Genomic DNA, 23012 nt, shown 5'->3' with positions numbered 1-23012 from the left:
CGGCTGCCCGCCCGGGTCCGTACGAAACTACAGAACCTCTGGTTGATCTTGTTCGTGGAATGAGATACCTCCGAAGGCCGTTAGCATGGACATCCGCACCGATCAAGGCCATTTGGGGAAGGTGTCATGACTGCAAACGTCGACGGAGTGCCCGAGAAATTCGCGACGCTCGGGCTGACATACGACGACGTGCTGCTGCTGCCCGGCGCGTCGGACATGGCGCCCGATCAGATCGATACCTCCTCGTACATCTCCAAGAACGTGCGGGTGAACATCCCGCTGCTCTCCGCCGCGATGGACAAGGTCACCGAGGCCCGCATGGCGATCGCCATGGCCCGGCAGGGCGGCGCCGGTGTGCTGCACCGCAACCTCTCCATCGCCGACCAGGCCAACCAGGTCGACCTGGTGAAGCGCTCCGAGTCCGGCATGGTCACCGACCCGATCACGGTGCACCCGGACGCGACGCTGCGCGACGCCGACGAGCTGTGCGCCAAGTTCCGCATCAGCGGTGTCCCGGTCACCGACGCCGCGGGCAGGCTGCTCGGCATCGTCACCAACCGCGACATGGCGTTCGAGTCGGACCGCACGCGCCAGGTGCGCGAGGTCATGACGCCGATGCCGTTGGTCACCGGCAAGGTCGGCATCTCCGGCGTGGACGCCATGGAGCTGCTGCGCCGCCACAAGATCGAGAAGCTTCCGCTGGTCGACGACGCGGGGGTCCTCAAGGGCCTCATCACCGTCAAGGACTTCGTCAAGGCCGAGAAGTACCCGAACGCCGCCAAGGACAAGGAAGGCCGGCTGCTGGTCGGCGCCGCCGTCGGTGTCGCGGGCGACGCCTTCGAGCGGGCCCAGGCGCTGATCGAGGCGGGTGCCGACTTCATCGTCGTCGACACCGCCCACGGCCACTCCCGGCTGGTCGGCGACATGGTCGCCAAGATCAAGTCGAATGCCTCCGGCGTCGACGTCATCGGCGGCAACATCGCCACGCGTGACGGCGCCCAGGCGCTGATCGACGCCGGCGTGGACGGCATCAAGGTCGGCGTCGGCCCCGGCTCCATCTGCACCACCCGCGTCGTCGCCGGCATCGGCGTCCCGCAGGTCACCGCGATCTACGAGGCCTCGCTCGCCGCCAAGGAGGCCGGTGTCCCGGTCATCGGCGACGGCGGCCTGCAGTACTCCGGCGACATCGCCAAGGCCCTGGTGGCCGGCGCGGACACCGTGATGCTCGGCTCGCTGCTCGCGGGCTGCGAGGAGTCCCCGGGCGAGCTGCTCTTCATCAACGGCAAGCAGTTCAAGTCGTACCGCGGCATGGGTTCGCTCGCCGCGATGCAGACCCGTGGCGACCGCAAGTCGTTCTCCAAGGACCGCTACTTCCAGGAGGGCGTCGCCTCCGACGAGAAGCTGGTCCCCGAGGGCATCGAGGGCCAGGTCCCCTACCGCGGCCCGCTCTCCGCGGTCGTCCACCAGCTCACCGGCGGCCTGCGCCAGTCGATGTTCTACGTCGGCGGCCGCACCGTCCCGGAGCTCCAGGCCAACGGCCGGTTCGTCCGGATCACGTCGGCGGGTCTCAAGGAGAGCCACCCGCACGACATCCAGATGACGGTCGAAGCACCGAACTACAGCAGGAAGTAACGCGTCCAGCGCAGCCGAGGGGCGGCCCGGGGGTTCCCGGGACCGCCCCTCAGCCGTGTGTCGGGGATACTGGACAGCGCAGACATAGAGGGAAAGGCCACACCATCGTGACTGAGATCGAGATCGGGCGCGGCAAGCGCGGCCGCCGGGCGTACGCATTCGACGACATCGCCGTCGTTCCGAGCCGCCGTACCCGCGACCCGAAGGAGGTCTCGATCGCCTGGCAGATCGACGCCTACCGTTTCGAGCTTCCGTTCCTGGCGGCTCCCATGGACTCCGTGGTCTCCCCGCAGACCGCGATCCGGATCGGTGAGCTCGGCGGCCTCGGTGTCCTCAACCTAGAGGGCCTGTGGACCCGGCACGCCGACCCGCAGCCGCTGCTCGACGAGATCGCCGAGATGCCCGTCGAGTCGGCGACCCGCCGCCTCCAGGAGATCTACTCCGCGCCGATCCAGGAAGAGCTGATCGGGCAGCGCATCAAGGAGGTGCGCGACTCCGGCGTCGTCACCGCCGCCGCGCTCTCCCCGCAGCGCACCGCGCAGTTCTCCAAGGCCGTCGTCGACGCGGGCGTGGACATCTTCGTCATCCGCGGTACGACGGTCTCCGCGGAGCACGTGTCGGGTGCGGCCGAGCCGCTCAACCTCAAGCAGTTCATCTACGAGCTGGACGTTCCGGTGATCGTCGGCGGCTGCGCCACGTACACCGCCGCCCTGCACCTGATGCGCACCGGCGCGGCCGGTGTCCTCGTCGGCTTCGGCGGCGGCGCCGCGCACACCACGCGCAACGTCTTCGGCATCCAGGTCCCCATGGCGACCGCGGTGGCCGACGTGGCCGGGGCCCGCCGCGACTACATGGACGAGTCCGGCGGCCGGTACGTGCACGTCATCGCGGACGGCGGCGTCGGCTGGTCCGGCGACCTGCCCAAGGCCGTCGCCTGCGGCGCGGACGCCGTGATGATGGGCTCCCCGCTGGCCCGTGCGACGGACGCGCCGGGCCGCGGCCGCCACTGGGGCATGGAGGCCGTCCACGAGGACGTGCCGCGCGGCAAGCTGGTGGACCTGGGCTCCGTCGGCACGACCGAGGAGGTCCTCACCGGTCCTTCGCACACCCCCGACGGCTCGATGAACATCTTCGGTGCGCTGCGCCGGGCGATGGCGACGACGGGATACAGCGACCTCAAGGAGTTCCAGCGCGTCGAGGTGACGGTGGCGGACTCCCAGCACAGCCGCTGACCCTGCGAGGGCTGTGACATACGGGAGGGCCCGGACCGCGTGTGCGGTCCGGGCCCTCCCGTATGTCGCGATCAGCCGGCGGCGATCAGTCGGACGCCTTGCGGGCGGCCGAGAAGGCGACGACTCCGGCGATCACGATGAAGACGAACGTCAGCGGGTCGGCGTCTTCCTTCCACACCTTGTTCAGGTCGCTGAAGTGGTCGAAGAAGATCTCGCTGACCGAGAGAGGGAGCTGCTTGCTGATGATGATGGCCTCACCGAGCAGCTGGCCGAAGTAGACACCGATCAGGGCGAGGACGGCGCTGATGACCGGCAGGACGGGGTTGCGGCCGCCGAGCTTGCCCGCGGCGAAGCCGACGATGGCGCCGACACCCACGGCCGCGTAGCCGATCTCGTGCTTGGTGGCGCCGATGATCGCGCCGTAGATGCCCGCGGCGACGACGACCGCGACGACGGCGGCGGCCAGGCCGAGGCCGATGTTGTTGCGGGCCGGGGCCGGCGGGGCGAACGGCGCGCCGCCGAACGGGACGCCGGGCTGGCCGGGCTGCTGCCCGGCGAACGGGTTGCCGGTCGGCGCGCCGGGCTGTCCCGGCTGCTGGCCTGCGAACGGGTTGCCGCCGCCGGGCTGTGCGTCGTACGGCTGCTGCGGCTGGTTCGGCGGTGGCACGGGCTGGCTCATGGTGGGATCCCCCCTGGGACGGAAGCGCACGATTGTGCGAGAAGCGACGCCGCAGGCTAGCAGCCACCTACGACATCGCCCACCGAAATCCTTGGCGAACCCTTTTGAATCCTCGGGGAACCCTTTCTTCTCACAGCCGGTGCGCTGCCCCCGCGGGGGTCGCGCCCCGGGTGTCCAGGAGGAGCTGGGCCTTCACCGCGAGGCCCTGGAGGTCGTACGTGCGGTGGTGCTGGAGCAGCACCGTGAGGTCGGCGCTCGACGCCGCCTCGTACAGCGAGTCGGCGCGCGGGACGGGGAGTTCGCGGATCCGCCAGTCCAGGACGTGCGGGTCGTGGTAGCCGATCTGGGCGCCCATGTCCATCAGCCGGGTCGCGACCTCCCGGGCGGGGGACGCCTCCTGGTCGGCGAGGTCCGGCTTGTAGGTGACCCCGAGGAGCAGCACCCGGGCGCCGCGTACGGACTTGCCGTGTTCGTTCAGGAGAGTGGCGCAGCGCTGGATCACGTACTGGGGCATCCGGTCGTTGATCTCCTGGGCGAGCGAGACCATCCGCAGGGGGTGGCCGGGGGTGCGGCTGTTGTACGGAAGGTATCCCGGGTCGACGGGGGCGCCGTGACCGCCGACGCCGGGGCCCGGACGGAACGGCTGGAAGCCGAAGGGCTTGGTCTCGGCGCACCGGATGACGTCCCACAGGTCGACGCCGAGATCGTGGCAGAGCACCGCCATCTCGTTGACCAGGGCGATGTTGACGTGCCGGAAGTTCGTCTCCAGGACCTTCGTCATCTCGGCCTCGCGCGGCCCGCGGGCGCGGACGACCTTGTCGGTGAGGCGGCCGTAGAAGGCGGCGGCGGACTCGGTGCAGGCGGGGGTGAGACCGCCGATGACCTTGGGGGTGTTGGCGTAGACGTGGGTCCGGTTGCCGGGGTCGAGGCGGCTGGGGGAGTAGGCGAGGTGGAAGTCGCGGCCGGCGCGGAGCCCCGAGCCCTCTTCGAGGAGGGGCAGCACATAGCTCTCGGTGGTGCCGGGCTGTACGGCCGATTCCAGCAGCACGGTGGTGTGCGGACGCAGCCGGGCGGCCAGCGCGCGGGCCGCGTCGCCGACGGCGGTGAGGTCGAGGGTGCGGTCGGCGCCGAGCGGGGTGGGCGCGCAGATCACCGCGGTACGGACCCGGCCCAGTTCGGCCGGGTTGGTGGTGGGCCGGAAACCCCCCGAGAGCATCCGGCGGATGTCCGAGGCGGTGAGCGATCCCTCGACGGGGGTGCGGCCCGCGGAGAGTTCCGCGTAGGCGCGCGGGTCGATGTCGTAGCCGACGGTCTGGACACCGGCGGCGACGGCGGCTTGGGCGAGGGGCAGGCCGAGATGGCCGAGTCCGATGACTGCGAGGTCTGCGGGCATGTGGATGGGCCGTCCTTCCCTTGGACCGACCGGCAGATGGAGGGCGCCACCCTCTGTTTGCCGGTCGGTCCCAAGACCATGAGAGCAGAAAGCGCAACCGCTGGGGACAGCGCAATGTCAGACTAGGCGTAAATATGACCTATATGCCGCATTGCGTGGCTGTCGTCGTCCTGGTGTTGTCCACAGGCGGTGGCCGAAGTCGTGGACGCCGGACAGAATCGAGAGGTGGGCACGGGGCGTCCGACCGCTCGGTCGGGTCGCGTCCCGGGCCGGACCACCCCGATCTACCCGGGAGGCAGCGGTGAGGACAGCGACACTGGGACCCGCGGAGCGCGCCGAGGCGCTCGCCGCGATGGCCGAGCGCGAACTGGACGTGCTGGTCGTGGGGGCGGGTGTGGTCGGCGCCGGTACGGCGTTGGACGCGGCGACGAGAGGGCTCTCGACGGGCCTGGTCGAGGCGCGTGACTGGGCCTCGGGCACATCGAGCAGGTCGAGCAAGCTGATCCACGGCGGGCTGAGATATCTGGAGATGCTCGACTTCGCGCTCGTCCGCGAGGCGCTGAAGGAGCGTGGTCTGCTCCTGGAGCGGCTGGCCCCGCATCTGGTGAAGCCGGTGCCGTTCCTCTACCCGTTGCAGCACAAGGGCTGGGAGCGGCTCTACGCCGGTTCCGGAGTGGCGCTCTACGACGCGATGTCGGTGTCGTCGGGGCACGGCCGCGGTCTGCCCGTCCACCGGCACCTGTCCCGCCGCCAAGCCCTGCGGGTCGCCCCGGCGCTGAGGAAGGACGCCCTGGTCGGGGCGTTGCAGTACTACGACGCGCAGATGGACGACGCCCGCTATGTGGCGACCCTGGTGCGCACCGCCGCCGGTTACGGCGCCCATGTGGCGAACCGGGCACGGGTGACCGGCTTCCTCCGCGAGGGCGAGCGGGTCGTCGGCGCCCGTGTGGAGGACGTCGAGGCGGGTGGTGAGTACGAGGTCAGGGCCACACAGGTGGTCAACGCGACCGGGGTCTGGACGGATGACACCCAGGCGCTGATCGGCGAGCGCGGGCTGTTCCACGTCCGGGCCTCCAAGGGCATCCACCTGGTCGTCCCGAAGGACCGCATCCACTCCTCGACCGGCCTGATCCTGCGGACCGAGAAGTCCGTCCTCTTCGTCATTCCGTGGGGACGGCACTGGATCGTCGGGACGACGGACACCGACTGGGACCTGGACAAGGCGCACCCCGCGGCGTCCAGCGCCGACATCGACTATCTCCTCGAACACGTCAACTCGGTCCTTGCCACCCCTCTGACCAGGGACGACGTCCAGGGCGTCTACGCGGGGCTCCGGCCGCTGCTGGCCGGCGAGTCGGATGCGACGAGCAAGCTCTCGCGCGAGCACACGGTCGCGCATCCGCTGCCCGGTCTCGTGGTCGTGGCGGGCGGCAAGTACACGACGTACCGGGTGATGGCGAAGGACGCCGTGGACGAGGCGGTGCACGGCCTCGACCAGCGCGTGGCGGACTGCGTCACCGAGGACATCCCGCTGCTGGGGGCAGAGGGCTACCGGGCGCTGTGGAACTCCCGGGCGAGGATCGCGGCCCGGACGGGGCTCCATGTCGCCCGGGTGGAGCACCTGCTCAACCGCTACGGCTCCATGACCGAGGAGCTCCTTGAACTGATCGCCGGCGATCCGGCACTGGGCGAACCGCTCCCGTCGGCGGACGACTATCTGAAGGCCGAGATCGTCTACGCCGCCTCGCACGAGGGGGCCCGCCATCTCGACGACGTACTGACCCGCCGCACCCGGATCTCCATAGAGACCTTCGACCGGGGCACGCGCAGCGCCAGGATCTGCGCGGAGCTGATGGCGCCGGTACTGGGCTGGGACGAGGGGCAGATCGACCGGGAGGTCGAGCACTACGAGAAGCGGGTGCAGGCGGAGCGGGAGTCGCAGCGGCAGCCGGACGACCTCACGGCGGACGCGGCGCGGCTCGGCGCGCCGGACATCGTGCCGCTCTAGGGCCGGGGCAGGGACCTTCGTTCGGGCCCGGTCTCTCCGGGCGCGGGGTCCTTTGCTCGGGCCCGGTCTCTCCGGGGCAGAGTCCTTTGCTCGGGCCCGGCCTCTTCGGGCGCGGGGTCCTTCGTTCGGGCGGCGCTCACCGGGCGTGGGAAGCGCGGCCGCAGAACTCCGCGTCGAGCAGCGCCGATTCGAGCGTCTCCGTATCGGTCAGCGTGTCCGTGTCGACGCGGTAGGTCAGGGTGTGCCGGCCGTCGCGCGTGGCGGCGGTACGGACGTAACTGCCCGCTATGTGGCCGTTGTGGCCCCAGACGGTGATGCCGCAGGAGAGTCGCTGAGGATAGATGCCCAGGCCGTAGACGCCGTGCGTGGCACCGGTGTTCAGCAGGGCCGCCAACTGGGCGGGCGGGAGGAGGCGCCCACCCAGCAGGGCCGCGTAGAAGCGGTTCAGGTCGGCGAGCGTGGAGATCAGTTCCCCGGCCGCGCCCGCCGTGCGCGGGTCGAGCACGGTGACGTCGCGCAGGCTGCCGTCGGCCGGGTCGCGGGTGAAGCCACGGCCGTGCGGCGAGGGCAGCGTGGTGCGGGCGCCGGGCAGAGAGGTGCCGGTGAGATGGAGGGGGGTGATGATGCGGTGGCGGATCTCGGTGGCGTAGCCGTGTCCGGTGACGCGTCGGACGATGAGCCCCAGGACGACGTAATTGGTGTTGGAGTAGGAGTAGCGGCCCGGGGCGTTCGTCGGACGGTGGGCCAGGGCGAGGCGGACCGCCGCGGTGGCGGAGACGGGGTGGGCGGAGGTGTCGGCGGTGTAGTCGTAGAGGCCGCTGGTGTGGCCGAGCAGGGCACGCAGGGTGATGCGGCGGCCGTCGTTTCCGTTGCCGTGGATCAGGCCGGGCAGCAGCCGGTCGACCGTGTCCGACAGCCGCAGCCTTCCCTCCCCGGCGAGTTGGAGCACGACGGTGGCGACGAAGGTCTTGGTGATGCTCCCGGCCCGGAACCGGTCCGCCCTGTGGATACCTGGGCCCGTCGAACGGTAGGTGTCGTACGGTGCGGGGGAGGCGTGATGGGCCAGCAGCGCTGCCGTGGGAGGACCGCCCCCGGCGACGAGCCGCGGAAGGTAGGTGGCTGCGGGCGTGAGGTGTGGTTCGCTGGGCAGGGTCGCTGTTCCCAGGCAGAACAGCGCCAGTAGCAGCGGGGTGGCGAACAGCGCCCTGAGTTTCGGCACGGCAGGGATTCCCTTCCTCCGGCCACATGATGGCGGGCCCGCGGACCCGGCACCATGACCGGTCCCGGGGTGAGGGACAATGAACGCTCTGCCAGGGCGGGTTGATCGCAGAGGGGACGCATGTCGGAGGCGGAGCAGGCACGGGAGCCCCAACGGGACAAGGACGGGCGTCTCCTTGCGGGGCGGTACCGGCTCGGGGAGGTGCTCGGCCGGGGCGGTATGGGCACGGTCTGGCGCGCCGTCGACGAGACGCTGGGCCGCACGGTCGCGGTCAAGGAGCTGCGGTTCCCCTCGGCCATCGACGAGGACGAGAAGCGACGCCTCATCACGCGCACGCTGCGCGAGGCGAAGGCGATCGCCAGGATCCGCAACAACGGCGCGGTGACGGTCTTCGACGTGGTCGACGAGGACGACCGGCCGTGGATCGTGATGGAGCTGATCGAGGGCAAGTCCCTCGCCGAGGCCATCCGCGAGGACGGGGTGCTGACGCCGAAGCGCGCCGCCGAGGTCGGCCTCGCCATCCTCGACGTGCTGCGTTCGGCGCACCGCGAGGGCATTCTGCACCGTGACGTGAAGCCGTCCAATGTGCTGATCGCCGAGGACGGCCGGGTCGTGCTGACCGACTTCGGCATCGCACAGGTCGAGGGCGACCCGTCGGTCACCTCCACCGGCATGCTCGTCGGCGCACCCTCGTACATCTCCCCGGAGCGCGCCCGCGGACACAAGCCGGGACCGCCCGCCGACCTGTGGTCGCTCGGCGGACTGCTCTACGCCAGCGTCGAAGGCTCCCCGCCGTACGACAAGGGGTCGGCCATCGCCACCCTGACCGCGGTGATGACCGAGCCGCTCGACCCGCCGAAGAACGCCGGTCCGCTGAAGGAGGTCATCTACGGCCTGCTCGCCAAGGACCCCGATCAGCGGCTCGACGAAGCGGGCGCGCGCGCCCTGCTCAATGACGTGATCCACGCCCCCGAGAAGCCGGACCCGGTGGTGCCCCCGCCCGCCGACGCCACCCAGATCATGGCGCTGCCGGGGAAGACCGCCGATTCCAGTGCCAAGGCGGCGTCGAAGCCCGGGGAGTCGGGCGAGGGGGCGCGGGACCGGCTGCGGGGCGCGCTGCGCTCCGTCCGGAACGCGAAGACGCCCCCGGCCGCCGCGGCTGCGGCCCCGGCCACCGCACCGCCCCCGCCCTCGACGCCTCCGGCGGCCGCCCCGTCGGCCGGTGGTGCGGCGAACATGTCGAAGCCCGCCCGGACCGCGGCCCCGGCAAAGCCTGCTACGGCCTCCGCCGCCGTACCGCCCCCGCGCCAGGCCACGTCGCCGACCACCCCGCCCCGTGCGTCCCTCACGGACGTGGTGCCGCGTCGCACCCTGGCGATCATCGCGGCCGTGATCGTGCTCGCCGTCATCGGCACGGTCCTCGCGCTCACACTCGACGGAGGCGACAAGGCCGACGCGGACGGCGGCAGCGGCAAGGACGACAAGTCCACCTCCGCCGGGGCCTCGACGACGGCCGGGAGCTCCGCCGACACCGACAGTGGCAACGGCAGCGGCAAGGCCCAGGGCGGCGATCAGGGCAAGGACCAGGGCAAGGGCGACAGCTCGGACAAGGGCTCGGACGGTTCCGGGGGCGACAAGCCGCAGGACGCCCCGCCCGCCGGGTACCGGAAGGTCACGAGCAAGGACTTCCACTTCACGATGGCGCTGCCCGAGAAATTCCGGTTCGACAAGACGGCGGGCAACAACTCGGGTGCCATCTACAACGTCGACGGCGGCTTCCCGCGCGTCCAGGTCGACTACACCGACTCGCCCGGCGGTGACGCCGCCGCGGCCTGGAACTCCGCGAAGAGTGCCGTCGCGGCCAGCAGCAACGGCTACCACCACCTCGGCATCGGCAAGGTCCAGTACAACGGATACCCGACCGTCGCCGACTGGCAGTTCGAGCGCACCCAGCAGGGCCAGCGGGTCCGGGTGCTGAACCGCGGCTTCAAGGTCGACGCCACCCACGGCTACGCGATCATGATCAGCTGCAAGGCGAGCGAATGGGACAGCGAGGAGTGCCGGACGCTGCGCAAGACCGCGTTCGACACGTTCGGGCCCGCCGACTGATCCGCGGGTGAAAAGGGCCGGGATGCGCCGACCCTGGCGCGTGGCCGTCACTTGCCACGTATCGTGAGAGCCTGAAAGCCGTACGCAGCCGGAACGGCGGGTCAATTGCACGGTAAGTGACCGCAATTGATGGTTCGTGCGGTCATCGTGGCCGGGGGGACAGCGCGCTCTGGGGAGGCGTCGTGGACGACTACGCGGGTCGGGTGCTTGCCGACCGCTACCGCCTTCCGCTGCCTCCGTCCGATGAGTACGAACCGGTCGAGATCCGGGCGTTCGACACCTACAGCGGGCAGGAGGTCCTGGTCCGGCAGGTGCCGTTGCCCGAAGTGGTGGACGCCGAGGTGCTCGACGCCGACGGCCCGGCCCGGCAGATCACCGGGCGTGCCGTGCGGCGGCCCGCGGATCCGGTGGTGCGGCGCGCCATCGAGGCGGCGCAGGCCGCGGCCCAGGTCCCCGACCACCCCAGGCTCGACCAGGTTTTCGACGTGTTCGCCGAGGCCGGCTCGCTCTGGATCGTGAGCGAACTCGTCATGGCCCGCCCGCTCGCGGCCCTGCTGACGGATCGCCCGCTCGATCCCTTCCGGGCCGCCGAGATCGGCTCCGACGTGCTGACCGCGTTGCGGGTGCTGCACGCCCATGGCTGGACGCACCGGAACATCACCGTCCGTACGGTGCTGATCTGCGACGACGGCCGCGTCGTACTCACCGGCCTGGCGGCCGGGGCCGCGGAGGAGGCGCTCTGCGGATACGTCGCAACGCCGCAGCCCGACGACGAGGACGAGATCGCCTTCGGCCGCCCGGTGGCCCGGACGGGCCCGTCCGGGCCGTTCGCGCCTCCCGTCCCCCGGGTACCGCCCGTGCCGTCCGCCCCGCCGGCCGAGGTGCCGGCCTCGCGCGGCCCGGCGGCGATCGAGACGGGCCGGGCGACCGGCGCTCCGTACGATGATGCCGCCGACGCTCCGTACGACACGGAGATTCCGTACGACGATGCCGCCGACGATCCGTCCGACGCGGAGATTCCGTACGATGACGACGCTCCGTACGACGAGGACGGCGACGATCCGTCCGACGCGGAGATTCCGCACGGTGACGCCCCGCGCGGCGACGTGCAGGGCGAGCCCACGGTCGAGCTGGAGGCCGTACCGCGGTCGGTGAACCCCGCCCTCCCGGCACCCGCCCCCGGAACGGGAAGCGCGGCGCAGTCGCGGGCCGAGCGTGCCGGAGCCATCGCCGCCTACCGCGCGGGCGCCCGCGCCGCCGCCCGGGCCGGCGAGGACCGGCGCCGGGACGGAGCGGACGAGGCGGAGGACACCGGAAACCTCCCCGTCCAGCGTCCTGTACCGCCGGAAGGCATGCGACCGGCCGACCCGGACCACGACCGACCGCAGCCGGTCTCCCCCTGGAGCCGAGCCGCCGAACGCCCGCACGCCGAGGGCCCGCACGAACGCGTCCCGTACGAGGACACCCCCCACGACGACGAGGACGACGACGGGTACGGGGGCGACGGCCGGGCACCGTCCGGTCGACGGCTGCATCTCACCGGCACCTGGAGCGACGGGCCCGGATCCGGGCGTCCGGTCCCCGCCGGAGGCTCGGGCGAGGACGCCCTGCGTGCCGATGCCCGGCGCCACGGCAACTCCCCGGCACTGCCCGCGCACCGGCCCGAGCAGCAGCCGGCCCGCTGGGACGACCTCGCGGCGAGCGGCCGTACGGGCCCCGTCTACCGCGGCCCCGCCACCACCCTCGCGACCGAGCGCGCCCGGCAGGCCCGGATCGCCGTCGTCGGCGCGGTCACCGAGCGCTGGGCGCCCGAGCAGGCCGGACCCGTCCACGAGAACTGGCAGCTGGCGCCGCCGATCGGCCCCGTCACCGACCTCTGGGCGCTCGGCGCGCTGCTCTACCGCGCCGTCCAGGGCCACGCCCCGTACCCGGAGGAGGACGCGGCCGAGCTCGTCCAGATGGTGTGCGCCGAGCCGCCCGCCTTCGCCGAGGAATGCGGTCCGCTGCGTCCCGTCGTCGAGTCGCTGCTGCGCCAGGACCCCACCGAGCGGCCGGACTTCGAGGAGCTGAGCGGCTGGCTGCGCTCCCTCGTGCGCTCGGCGCCCGAGCCCGAGGCCGGTCTGGACGTCGTACCGCTGCCGTCCGCCGACAGCGCCCGGCTCCCCGTCGTACGCCGCCGGGGCGAGCTGGTCCGCAGGCGCCGCGGCCAGGGCGCGGGCCACGGCCGCCACCGCCATACGAAGGAGAAGACCGACCGGCACGACAGACCCCGGGCGGAGAAGGCGCCCAGGGCGCCGCGCGAGCCCAAGGGCCCCAAGGCGCTGCGTACTCCGCCGCCCCGCCCCCAGCAGGGCGAGGGGCGGGCGCCGCGACGGCTGGGACGGCTGCTTCTGGTGCTGATCCTGCTGGCCCTGGTCGCGGCCATCGCGTACGCCGTGATGTTCCTGCCCAAGGCGGGCAGCGACTCCGGTACCCGTTCCTCGGGCCCGGCGGCGTCCGGTTCGCCGGAGCCCGGCGGCGGTGCCTCCGGCGGGCAGCCGTCCTCGCAGCCCTCCGGCGCGCAGCAGCCGCAGACCAGCCGCTCCGCCGTCGCGCTCGCCCCCGGCTACGCCCTGCGCAAGGACCCGGAGGGCTTCGAGATCGGTGCGCCCAAGGGCTGGCAGCGCAGCCCGGCCAACGCGGACCGGCAGATCCGGTACGGCAGCGACGGCTTCAGTCTGCTGATCGTCCCCGGACGCGACACCGTCAAGGCCAAGGGCGCCGACCCGCTGGCGTACCAGGCCGACAAGGAGCTGGAGTTGCAGCCGTTCCGCGACTCCAGCTGGTCGGGGTCGAGCGGGCTGCGCCGGATCGACGTCGGCCGACAGGCCATGGCCGAGGGCCAGTTCACCTGGCAGGACGCCGCCGGACGCGAGGTGTATGTCCGAAATCTTGCGATGATCGTCGACGGCCGCTACCACATTCTCCAGGTCATCGGCCCGGAGAACCGGCGCGACAAGGTTTCGGACATCTACGAACAAGCCATCGCTTCCTACCGCGTGACGCCCTGAAGTGTGGCGGGGCGTCACCCGCGCGGTGGCAGAGCGACAAGCATCACAGTGCGGTCTCTTGGGGGAGGCGAGGTTCCGTGGCCGTACGCCCCCTCCGTAATCTGGCCTCCGAGGGAACGGGGCGGAATACGTGGATCGATCACAAGGCACGGACGCGGGACTGGTGCTGGCCGGAAGGTACCGGCTCGGTGAAGTCCTCGGGCGCGGCGGCATGGGCAAGGTCTGGCGCGCTCACGACGAGGTGCTGCACCGCACGGTCGCGGTCAAGGAGCTGACCGCCGGGCTGTACGTGGCCGAGGCCGACCGGATCGTGCTGCACGCGCGGACCCAGAAGGAGGCCCGTGCGGCCGCCCGGATCACTCACCCGGGCGTGGTCACCGTCCACGACGTGATCGAGTACGACAACCGGCCCTGGATCGTCATGCAGTACGTCGACGGCCCGTCACTCGCCGACGCGGCCAAGGAGTCCGGCGAGATCGCACCCCGCGAGGCCGCCAGGATCGGCCTCCACGTGCTGGGCGCCCTGCGCGCCGCACACGGCGCGGGGGTCCTGCACCGGGACGTGAAGCCCGGCAACGTACTCCTGGCCAAGGACGGCCAGGTGCTGCTCACCGACTTCGGGATCGCGGCGATAGAAGGCGACTCGACCATCACCAGGACCGGTGAACTGGTCGGCTCCATCGACTATCTGGCACCGGAGCGGGTACGCGGCGGCGATCCCGGCCCCGCGTCCGACCTGTGGTCCCTCGGCGCCACGCTCTACACCGCCGTCGAGGGACGCTCGCCGTTCCGCCGCACGTCCCCGATCTCCACCATGCAGGCCGTCGTCACCGAGGAGCCGCCGCCGCCGGAGCGGGCGGGTCCGCTGGCCCCCGTGATCACCGCGCTGCTCCGCAAGGAACCCGAGGACCGGCCGTCGGCCACCGAGGCGGAACGGATGCTGCTGGAGGCCATGGAGGGCCGCGAGCCCCGGGCCGCGCAGGCGTACGTACCGACGCAGCGCGTTCCCGACGAGGTCCTGCGCACGCTGGGCCCGGACGGCACGCCGGGAGCGGGCGAGACCGGTGCGGCCGCAGCGGCCGTACCGGATGCAGCGGGTGCTCCCGGTACGGCCGGCACCGCCGGTACGGCCCCGCTTCCCCATCCGGCCGCCGACCCGGTGTCGTCCGGCGCGGTGTCGGCCCCGGTGACCCGGCGCAGCCGGGTCCGATGGCGTACGACGGTCCTGGTCATCGCCGCGGCCGCGCTGGTCGGCGGCGGCGCGGGGCTCGCCGCGATGAAATACGGGGACCGCGCGGACAACACCGTCGAGCACAGCGGCACGGAGGCCCGCACGACCCCCGCCCCCTCGAAGCCCGCCACGTCGCGCGCGCCGAAGCCCGACACCCCGGAGAAGGGCACACCCAAGGGCTGGAACCGGGTGGACGACCCCGCGGGCTTCAGCCTGAGCGTGCCCGACGGCTGGGTGCGACGGGCGGACGGCAACCAGATCGACTACACCCCGGACAACGGCGTGCACTACATCCGGATCAGCATCGACCCGGCGCCCGACTTCGAGAACCCGTACATGCACATGCTGAGCCTGGAGAAGCAGCTCGCCAAGCGGCTTCCCGGATACCAGCGCGAGACCCTGCACTCCAACACGTACCGGGACCGGCCCGGTTCGCTCTGGGAGTTCACCTGGACCGAGACCAAGGACCACCCGGGCCCGCGTCATGCGATCGACCAGATGTACTACGGGGAGGACGGCGGCCCGGAGTATGCGATGTACATGACGGGGCCGGCCTCGGACTGGGACACGACCCGGACGCAGTTCGACACGATATTGCGCGGATGGCGGGCGCCCGGCAGCACCGACTGAGGCCCGCCGGACCGGGCCGACGACCACAGGGGTCCTGATCAGGGGCTTTGTTGCCAGTGATCACTGGCTGGTTTGTGGGGAGTGTGAAAACCCGTTACTCACGGGTACCCAAAGCGTGCGGCTGGACGTACTCTCGCCCTCATGACGGACTCGCAGGTCTCCACGTCCACCCCCGCAGCCCCGGTCGGCACCAACCCCGTGGCCGCCGCCCCCGCAGGCGCGCGTACCGCCGCCGATGTGGTGACACCCGAGGTGGTCGCCCGGCTGACCCGTGGTGTGGCCGGCTCGGGCCGCACGGCCAACCACACCCCCTTCACCGGGGAGAAGCTGGCCGATCTGCCCGAGTCCACCCCCGAGGACGTGGCGACGGCCTTCGAGCGCGCCCGTGCCGCCCAGCCGGCCTGGGCCGCGACCCCCGTCCGGGCCAGGGCGGCCGTCCTGCTCCGCTTCCACGATCTCGTGCTGGACCGCCAGGCCGAGGTGCTCGACCTCATCCAGCTGGAGACCGGCAAGGCCCGGCTGCACGCCCACGAGGAGGTGCAGGCCGTCGCCGTCGCGGCCCGCCACTACGGACGCAGGGCCACCGCGTACCTGAAGCCGAAGCGGCACACCGGAGTCGTGCCGACCCTCACCAAGGTCACCGAACTGCGCCAGCCGCGCGGCGTCGTCGGTCAGATCGCGCCGTGGAACTACCCGTTCGAGCTGTCGGTCGGCGACGCGCTGCCCGCGTTCGCCTCCGGCAACGCCGTTGTGATGAAGCCCGACACGGAGACCGCGCTGACCGCGCTGTGGGCCCGGGACCTGCTGATCGAGGCCGGGCTGCCCGCCGAGGTGTTCCAGGTGGTCCTCGGTGACGGACCGGTCGTCGGCCCCGAGGTCGTCAAGCACGCCGACTACGTCTCGTTCACCGGTTCCACCCGCACCGGCCGCGAGGTCGCGCAGGGCGCGGCGGCCCGGCTCGTCGGGGTCTCGCTGGAGCTCGGCGGCAAGAACGCCATGCTGGTCCTGAAGGACGCCGACGTGGAGAAGGCCGCCGCGGGCGCCGTCCGCGCCTGCTTCTCCTCGGCCGGCCAGCTCTGCGTCTCCATCGAGCGGCTGTACGTCCACGAGTCGGTCGCCGACGACTTCGTGGCCCGCTTCGCCGCCCGTACGAAGGCCATGCGGCTCGGCAACTCCCTCGCCTACGGTGCCGACATGGGCTCCCTGGTCGGCGAGCGCCAGCTGGAGACCGTCACCCGGCATGTCGCGGAGGCCGTCGAGAAGGGCGCCAGGCTCGTCGCGGGCGGGGTGGCCCGCCCGGACATCGGCCCGCTCTTCTACGAGCCGACCATCCTCGACGGCGTCGAGGCGCCGATGTCCGTCTGCAATGAGGAGACCTTCGGCCCGGTCGTCTCCCTCTACCGGTTCACCGACGAGGACGAGGTCGTCGCCCTCGCCAACGCCACCCCGTACGGACTGAATTCGAGCGTCTGGACCAAGGACGCCAAGCGCGGCCACCAGGTCGCCGCCCGGCTGCGGACCGGCACGGTCAACATCAACGAGGGGTACGCCCCCGCGTACGGCAGCGTGCAGTCCCCGATGGGCGGCATGAAGGACTCCGGTCTCGGCCGGCGGCACGGCTCCGAGGGCATCCTCAAGTTCACCGAGGCGCAGACCGTCGCGCAGCAGCGGCTGATTCCGCTCGCCCCGGTGTTCGGCATGGACGACGAGAAGTACGCGGCGTTCATGACCCGCAGCCTGAAGGCGATGAAGGCGTTCCGCCTGCGCTGACGCCCGTAGCACCGCCGTACCTTCTGCCCTTTCCGTGCCGAGGAGAGCCATGCCCCAGGACAGCCCTGCCCAGAATCGGTCCGTCTCCGCGGAAGGGGCCGACGACGACACCGCGTACGACTACGACGTCCTGGTCGTCGGCTCGGGCTTCGGCGGCGCGGTGTCGGCCCTGCGGCTGACCGAGAAGGGATACCGGGTCGGCGTCCTGGAGGCGGGCCGCCGCTTCGGCCCCGGCACCCTTCCCAAGAACTCCTGGGACATCAAGAACTACCTGTGGGCCCCCGCACTCGGGTTCTACGGCATCCAGCGCGTCCATCTGCTCGGCCATGTGATGGTGCTGGCCGGCGCGGGCGTCGGCGGCGGCTCGCTCAACTACGCCAACACGCTGTACGTCCCCCCGGCGCCGTTCTTCGAGGACCGGCAGTGGGCGTCCATCACCGACTGGCAGGACGAGCTGAAGCCGTACTACGACCAGGCCAAGCGGATGCTCGGGGTCCGGCTCAACCCGACGACGACCCCCTCCGACGTCCATCTGAAGGCGGCCGCCCAGGCCATGGGCGTCGGCGACACCTTCCATCCCGCCCCGGTCGGCGTCTTCTTCGGCGACGGCGAGGACGCCGACGGCACGGCCAGGGCGAAGCCCGGCGGCACGGTGGCCGACCCGTACTTCGGCGGCGCGGGCCCCGCCCGCAGGGCCTGCACCGAATGCGGCGAATGCATGACGGGCTGCCGCCACGGCGCGAAGAACACCCTCAACGAGAACTACCTCCACCTCGCCGAGAAGGCCGGAGCCGTCATCCACCCGATGACCTCCGTGGTCGCGATCGCGGACCACCCGGAGGGCGGGTACCGCGTCACCACCGTTCCCACCGACCGGCGCGGGAAGGCGAAGCCCGCGCGGCTGCGCGCCCGCAAGGTGGTCGTCGCGGCGGGCACGTACGGAACGCAGACCCTGCTGCACACCATGAAGGACCGCGGTCTGCTGCCCCGGCTCTCGGCCCGGCTCGGCGAGCTGACCCGTACCAACTCCGAGGCACTCGTCGGCTCGCAGACCAGCGACCGGCGCTACCGCAGGAAGCACGGCACCGCGAAGGCCGACTTCACCCGGGGCGTCGCGATCACCTCCTCGATCCACCCCGACGAGAACACCCACATCGAGCCGGTCCGCTACGGCAAGGGCTCCAACGCGATGGGCGCGCTGTCCGTCCTCCAGGTGCCGTACGGCGGCCACCGGGTGCTGGGCTGGCTCGGCAACATGGCCAAGCACCCGACGCTCGCCCTGCGGTCGCTCTCCAACCGCCGCTGGTCGGAGCGGACCATCATCGGGCTCGTCATGCAGTCACTGGACAACTCCCTGACGACGTACCGCAAACCGGCCGGCATCGGGAAGGGCCTGCTCACCGCCCGGCAGGGGCACGGCGCACCCAACCCGACCCAGATCGAGGAGGCGACGCGCAGCGCCTCGCTGCTCGCCGACGAGATCAACGGCTTCGCCGGTTCGAACATCGGTGAGCTGATGGGCACCCCGCTCACCGCGCACTTCCTCGGCGGCTGCCCCATAGGCGCGAGCGCCGAGGAAGGGGTGATCGACCCGTACCACCGGCTCTACGGACACCCCGGCATCTCGGTGGTCGACGGCTCGGCGGTCTCCGCGAACCTCGGTGTCAACCCCTCGCTCACCATCACCGCGCAGGCCGAGCGCGCGATGTCGTTCTGGCCCAACAAGGGCGAGGCGGACCCGCGTCCGGCGCAGGGCGAGGCGTACGAACGGCTGGCCGCCGTCGAGCCGCAGGCACCGGCCGTACCGAAGGAGGCGTTCGGCGCGCTGAGGCTGCCGTTCCTCGGGCTGCCCACGGTTCCGCCGAAGAAGAAGGCGTAGGAGCCGGCGGGACTCCTGGTGGTTCAGGGCCCCTGACGTATCGGGTCGGAACAGCAGAAGGGGCTGCACCCCCCTCCGAGTGCAGCCCCTTCGTGCCTGTGGTGACGAGACGCTCGACGCGCTCGTGGTTCCGCATGGTTGACCTGCGGTCCGCCGCAATGGTTGTCCCGATGCTCACCGAACATGTGTGTGACACCCCTCACGTCTCCCTCCCTGCCCAATCCGTGATCCACGGCTGCGCAACTGTTCAGAGGGCCACGCGGGCGAACTCGTATCGGGCGGCGTGCTGTGCGCGGCGGGACGCCGCCGACGCACCGGGAGGGGATGAGCAAGGGCCCGTTGGTCCGGGAATCGGCCCACCGGGCCCTGCGCGATTCAGCACCAGGAGGCGGCCTCGGCGCCGAACCGGACGGTTGCGACCCGCACAAACCGTTTCGACCGGGCCGGAAGTCGTTCCGACCGGGTACGCCGGGCCGGAAACCGCTCCGACCGGATACGGCCGGCTCCGGGCGTCCCCGGAGCCGGCCGTTCTTCGGGTGACCGGGCTGCTGTCCCCTGCCGACCGGTCACGCACGCTGGGGCGCGGTCCCACGGCGTACCTGCAGTACGCCACACGCTCCAACGGAGCCACGCGTGGTTCTTTCCACAGCCGCCCCTGGCTGGCACGGACACCGGGACCAACGAAGCCGCGGCGGACCCGGTCACGCGCCGTACGGGTGAGAGCAGGCCCGAACTGGGATACGCCCGCACCCCGGGCACCCGGCCGCGGGGCGTCAGGCACGCGGGGCGTCAGGCCCGGCCGCGGCAGAGTTCCAGCAGCGTCATGGCGAGGGAGGTGCCGGGCTTGCCGAGCGCGTCCCGGTACTGGCCGAGGATCTCCATCTCGCGGGAGAGGTTGATCCGGCGGCCGCCGGAGGTGATCCGGGCCTCCTGGATCACCGCCGAGACGGCCATCCGCTCCTGGACGAGTCCGATGATCCGGTCGTCGAGGGCGTCGATGCGGGACCTCGCGGTGTCGATCAGCGCGGCGGCCTCATCGGTCTGCGCACCGGTCTTCTCGGCGGCGGTCTTCGCCGGCACGGTCTTTTCGGTCACGGTCTTCGCGGGGGCGGTGCTGGTCATGGTGAGGACTCCTCGTGGGGTGCGGCCCCCGAAGCCGACCGGTCCGGAACGCCAGAACGCCCCGGGCCTTTCGGCCCGGGGCGCCTGGAACGTTGCTTGTCAGTGGATCAAGCAGCACGACCATGGCAGCCGGCGGGCCGGATGCCATAGGTAAAGACGAAGGTCGTGTGCTGTCGCATGTCATCCAGTATGGCCCCGCACGCACGGGCGGGCCAACACGGGGCCCGGATGCTGAGACACCGCCCGGCCCCGGTCCGCAGCCCGCGCTTCCCGCACCCGCGTCGCGGGCGGGACGACGGCTTGCTTCGCAACCCCGGTAGAATCGACAAAACCGACCCCACTTTCACCGCCGGAAGGCCGCCCGTGCCAGCAGCACCCCTCGCCGCCCCCGACATCGCCACCGATGTGGTCCTCGTTGTCGACTTCGGGGCGCAGTACGCCCAGCTCATCGCCCGACGCGTCCGTGAGGCCCGGGTCTACAGCGAGATCGTCCCGTCCACGATGCCGGTGGCCGAGATGCTGGCCAAGAACCCCCGGGCGATCATCCTGTCCGGCGGCCCCTCCTCGGTGTACGCGGAGGGCGCGCCCTCCCTCGACCGTGCGATCTTCGAGGCCGGGGTCCCGGTCTTCGGCATGTGCTACGGCTTCCAGCTCATGGCCACCACGCTCGGCGGCACCGTCGACGACAACGGCGCCCGTGAGTACGGCCGCACCCCGCTCACCGTCTCCAAGACCGGCTCCACGCTCTTCGAGGGCACGCCCGCCGAGCAGTCGGTCTGGATGTCGCACGGCGACGCCTGCTCCGCCGCCCCCGAGGGCTTCACCGTCACCGCGTCCACCGACGTCGTGCCCGTCGCCGCCTTCGAGAACGACGAGAAGAAGCTCTACGGCGTCCAGTACCACCCCGAGGTCCTGCACTCCACGCACGGCCAGCAGGTTCTGGAGCACTTCCTCTACCGCGGCGCCGGCATCGAGCCGACCTGGACCACGACCAATGTGGTCGACGAGCAGATCGCGCTGATCCGTGAGCAGGTCGGCACCAAGCGCGCCATCTGCGGTCTGTCCGGCGGAGTCGACTCCGCGGTCGCCGCCGCCCTCGTACAGAAGGCCATCGGCTCCCAGCTGACCTGTGTGTACGTCGACCACGGCCTGATGCGCAAGGGCGAGACCGAGCAGGTCGAGAAGGACTTCGTGGCCGCCACCGGCGTCCAGCTGAAGGTGGTCGACGCCGAGGAGCGGTTCCTGAACGCGCTGGCCGGGGTCTCCGATCCCGAGCAGAAGCGGAAGATCATCGGCCGCGAGTTCATCCGCGTCTTCGAGCAGGCCCAGGCCGAACTCGTCGCCGAGGCGGGCGCGGCCGGCGAGGACGTCGCGTTCCTCGTCCAGGGCACGCTCTACCCGGACGTCGTCGAGTCCGGCGGCGGCACCGGCACCGCCAACATCAAGTCCCACCACAACGTCGGCGGTCTCCCCGACGACATCGAGTTCCAGCTCGTCGAGCCGCTGCGCCAGCTGTTCAAGGACGAGGTCCGGATGGTCGGCCAGGAGCTCGGTCTGCCCGACGAGATCGTCCAGCGCCAGCCGTTCCCCGGCCCGGGGCTCGGCATCCGTATCGTCGGCGAGGTCACCAAGGAGCGGCTCGACCTGCTCCGCGAGGCCGACGCCATCGCCCGCGAGGAGCTGACCGCGGCCGGCCTGGACCGCGACATCTGGCAGTGCCCCGTGGTCCTGCTCGCCGACGTCCGCTCGGTCGGCGTCCAGGGCGACGGCCGCACCTACGGCCACCCGATCGTCCTGCGCCCGGTCTCCTCCGAGGACGCGATGACGGCCGACTGGTCACGTCTGCCGTACGAGACGCTCGCCAAGATCTCGACCCGCATCACCAACGAGGTCGCCGACGTCAATCGCGTCGTGCTCGACGTGACGAGCAAGCCCCCGGGCACCATCGAGTGGGAGTGACCTTCCCGACGGGCCCTGCCTGACATCCGGTCGACGCCGATGCCGCCGCTCCACCACCTGGACGGCGGCATCGGCGCGTTCGGGACGCGGGACGGCTGCCCGTGCCCGAATCGATCCCCGATGCCTCTGGTCACCTGCGGCAACCGGCGGTAACTTCCGATCCCGTACGTCCTGGGAGTCCGGAGGAGCCGCCATGCCCGAGCCCGCACCCGTACCCGCAACCGTGCCCGCCCCCGGTCCCCTGCCTGTGGACCAGCTCCACTTCGCGATGCCGCCCGTCCACACGTCGGCGCGGGAGGAGCGCGCGTACCGCAAGGCGCGGCTGGCCGGCGCGCTCAGGCTGTTCGGGGAGTACGGGTACGAGGACGGCGTCTCCGGTCACATCACCGCGCGCGACCCGGAGTTCACCGACTGCTTCTGGGTCAACCCCTTCGGGGCCCCCTTCGACGGGCTCGCCCCGGACGAGCTGATCCTGGTCAACGGGGAGGGGCAGGTCGTCGAGGGGCGGTACCACGTCAATCAGGCGGCGTTCGCCGTCCACGCGCAGGTGCACCGGGCGCGTCCGGACGTCGTCGCCGTCGCGCACACCCACTCCGTGCACGGGCGGGCCCTGTCCGCGCTCGGCGAGCTCATCGAACCGATCACCCAGGAATCCTGCGCCTTCTACGAGGACCATGTGCTGTACGACGCGTACACCGGCGTCGTGGTCGACGAGGAGGAAGGGCGCCGGATCGCCGCCGCGCTCGGCGGGCACAAGGCGATCGTGCTGCGCAACCACGGGCTGCTGACCGTCGGCGGCTCGGTGGACGCGGCCGCCTGGTGGTTCATCGCGCTGGAGCGCTCCTGCCAGGTGCAACTGGCCGCGCGGGCGGCCGGAAAGCCGGTGCTGATCGAGCACCGGGACGCTGTCGCCAGCCGCGAGCAGCTCGGCAGCGACCTGGTGGCCTGGATCAACTACCAGCCACTGTGGCGCCGGATCAGTCGCACATTCTGACGATACGCGCCGACGGGCCGCCCCGATGCGGTCCGGAGCCCTGCGGTACGGCACAATTCGCAGCAATCACAGCCGAGTTGGCTGTACCGGGGCTTGAAAGGGCGG

Annotated in this window: 14 protein-coding genes; 10 read left to right on the top strand and 4 right to left on the bottom strand. The window is 71.6% G+C overall.

Going from position 1 to position 23012, the window contains the following annotated elements:
* The first annotated feature begins 126 nt into the window (after nt 1–126).
* Both guaB and ACIOMQ_RS02505 read left to right on the top strand, forming a co-directional pair.
* Nucleotides 127–1632, top strand: coding sequence for an IMP dehydrogenase (guaB, locus tag ACIOMQ_RS02510; protein WP_402187658.1), 1506 nt, complete (start codon nt 127–129; stop codon nt 1630–1632).
* A gap of 107 nt (nt 1633–1739) precedes the next feature.
* The gene (locus ACIOMQ_RS02505) at nt 1740–2864 is read left to right on the top strand and encodes a GuaB3 family IMP dehydrogenase-related protein (RefSeq protein WP_362207909.1); all 1125 of its coding nucleotides are present in this window, start codon (nt 1740–1742) and stop codon (nt 2862–2864) included.
* Nucleotides 2865–2949: 85 nt separating this feature from the next.
* Here ACIOMQ_RS02505 and ACIOMQ_RS02500 read toward each other — a convergent pair whose 3' ends face one another.
* A complete protein-coding gene (locus ACIOMQ_RS02500; RefSeq protein WP_362207913.1) occupies nt 2950–3543 on the bottom strand; it encodes a hypothetical protein in 594 nt (197 codons plus the stop codon).
* Between the two features lie 130 nt (nt 3544–3673).
* Nucleotides 3674–4936, bottom strand: a complete 1263-nt coding sequence (locus ACIOMQ_RS02495) for a nucleotide sugar dehydrogenase (RefSeq protein WP_362207916.1) — start codon at nt 4934–4936, stop codon at nt 3674–3676.
* A 301-nt stretch (nt 4937–5237) separates the two neighbouring features.
* Between ACIOMQ_RS02495 and ACIOMQ_RS02490 the strand changes: the two genes are divergently transcribed.
* Nucleotides 5238–6944 carry a glycerol-3-phosphate dehydrogenase/oxidase gene (locus ACIOMQ_RS02490; RefSeq protein WP_362207919.1) on the top strand — a complete coding sequence of 569 codons (1707 nt, stop codon included), beginning with the start codon at nt 5238–5240 and terminating at the stop codon, nt 6942–6944.
* 136 nt (nt 6945–7080) lie between these two features.
* Here ACIOMQ_RS02490 and ACIOMQ_RS02485 read toward each other — a convergent pair whose 3' ends face one another.
* Entirely contained in the window at nt 7081–8163 is a 1083-nt protein-coding gene (locus ACIOMQ_RS02485; RefSeq protein ID WP_362207922.1) for a serine hydrolase domain-containing protein, read from the bottom strand.
* A gap of 120 nt (nt 8164–8283) precedes the next feature.
* On the opposite strand from ACIOMQ_RS02485, the gene ACIOMQ_RS02480 reads away from it, so the two are divergent.
* From ACIOMQ_RS02480 to ACIOMQ_RS02460, 5 genes are all read left to right on the top strand, one after another.
* On the top strand, nt 8284–10272 hold the full coding sequence (locus ACIOMQ_RS02480) for a serine/threonine-protein kinase (protein ID WP_402187656.1): 1989 nt from the start codon (nt 8284–8286) through the stop codon (nt 10270–10272).
* Between the two features lie 182 nt (nt 10273–10454).
* A complete protein-coding gene (locus ACIOMQ_RS02475; protein ID WP_402187654.1) occupies nt 10455–13322 on the top strand; it encodes a serine/threonine protein kinase in 2868 nt (955 codons plus the stop codon).
* A gap of 130 nt (nt 13323–13452) precedes the next feature.
* Nucleotides 13453–15183: a serine/threonine-protein kinase gene (locus ACIOMQ_RS02470; protein ID WP_401263288.1), complete on the top strand. Its 1731-nt coding sequence runs from the start codon at nt 13453–13455 to the stop codon at nt 15181–15183.
* Between the two features lie 141 nt (nt 15184–15324).
* Nucleotides 15325–16953, top strand: a complete 1629-nt coding sequence (locus ACIOMQ_RS02465) for a succinic semialdehyde dehydrogenase (protein ID WP_362207935.1) — start codon at nt 15325–15327, stop codon at nt 16951–16953.
* Between the two features lie 49 nt (nt 16954–17002).
* Nucleotides 17003–18832, top strand: coding sequence for a GMC family oxidoreductase (locus tag ACIOMQ_RS02460; protein ID WP_362207938.1), 1830 nt, complete (start codon nt 17003–17005; stop codon nt 18830–18832).
* A gap of 789 nt (nt 18833–19621) precedes the next feature.
* On the opposite strand, the gene ACIOMQ_RS02455 is transcribed toward ACIOMQ_RS02460, so the two are convergent.
* Nucleotides 19622–19954, bottom strand: coding sequence for a chorismate mutase (locus ACIOMQ_RS02455; protein WP_362207940.1), 333 nt, complete (start codon nt 19952–19954; stop codon nt 19622–19624).
* A gap of 363 nt (nt 19955–20317) precedes the next feature.
* Here ACIOMQ_RS02455 and guaA point away from each other — a divergent pair, with 363 nt between their 5' ends.
* Together guaA and ACIOMQ_RS02445 are read left to right on the top strand one after the other, a co-directional pair.
* On the top strand, nt 20318–21913 hold the full coding sequence (gene guaA / locus ACIOMQ_RS02450; protein WP_401263291.1) for a glutamine-hydrolyzing GMP synthase: 1596 nt from the start codon (nt 20318–20320) through the stop codon (nt 21911–21913).
* A 193-nt stretch (nt 21914–22106) separates the two neighbouring features.
* Nucleotides 22107–22907, top strand: a complete 801-nt coding sequence (locus ACIOMQ_RS02445; protein WP_401937331.1) for a class II aldolase/adducin family protein — start codon at nt 22107–22109, stop codon at nt 22905–22907.
* The last annotated feature ends 105 nt before the right edge of the window (nt 22908–23012 follow it).

This window comes from Streptomyces sp. NPDC087845 (assembly GCF_044742755.1).
Classification (GTDB): domain Bacteria; phylum Actinomycetota; class Actinomycetes; order Streptomycetales; family Streptomycetaceae; genus Streptomyces.
Note: the sequence above shows the minus strand (reverse complement) of the source record. Positions and strands in the feature narration are given on the sequence as shown.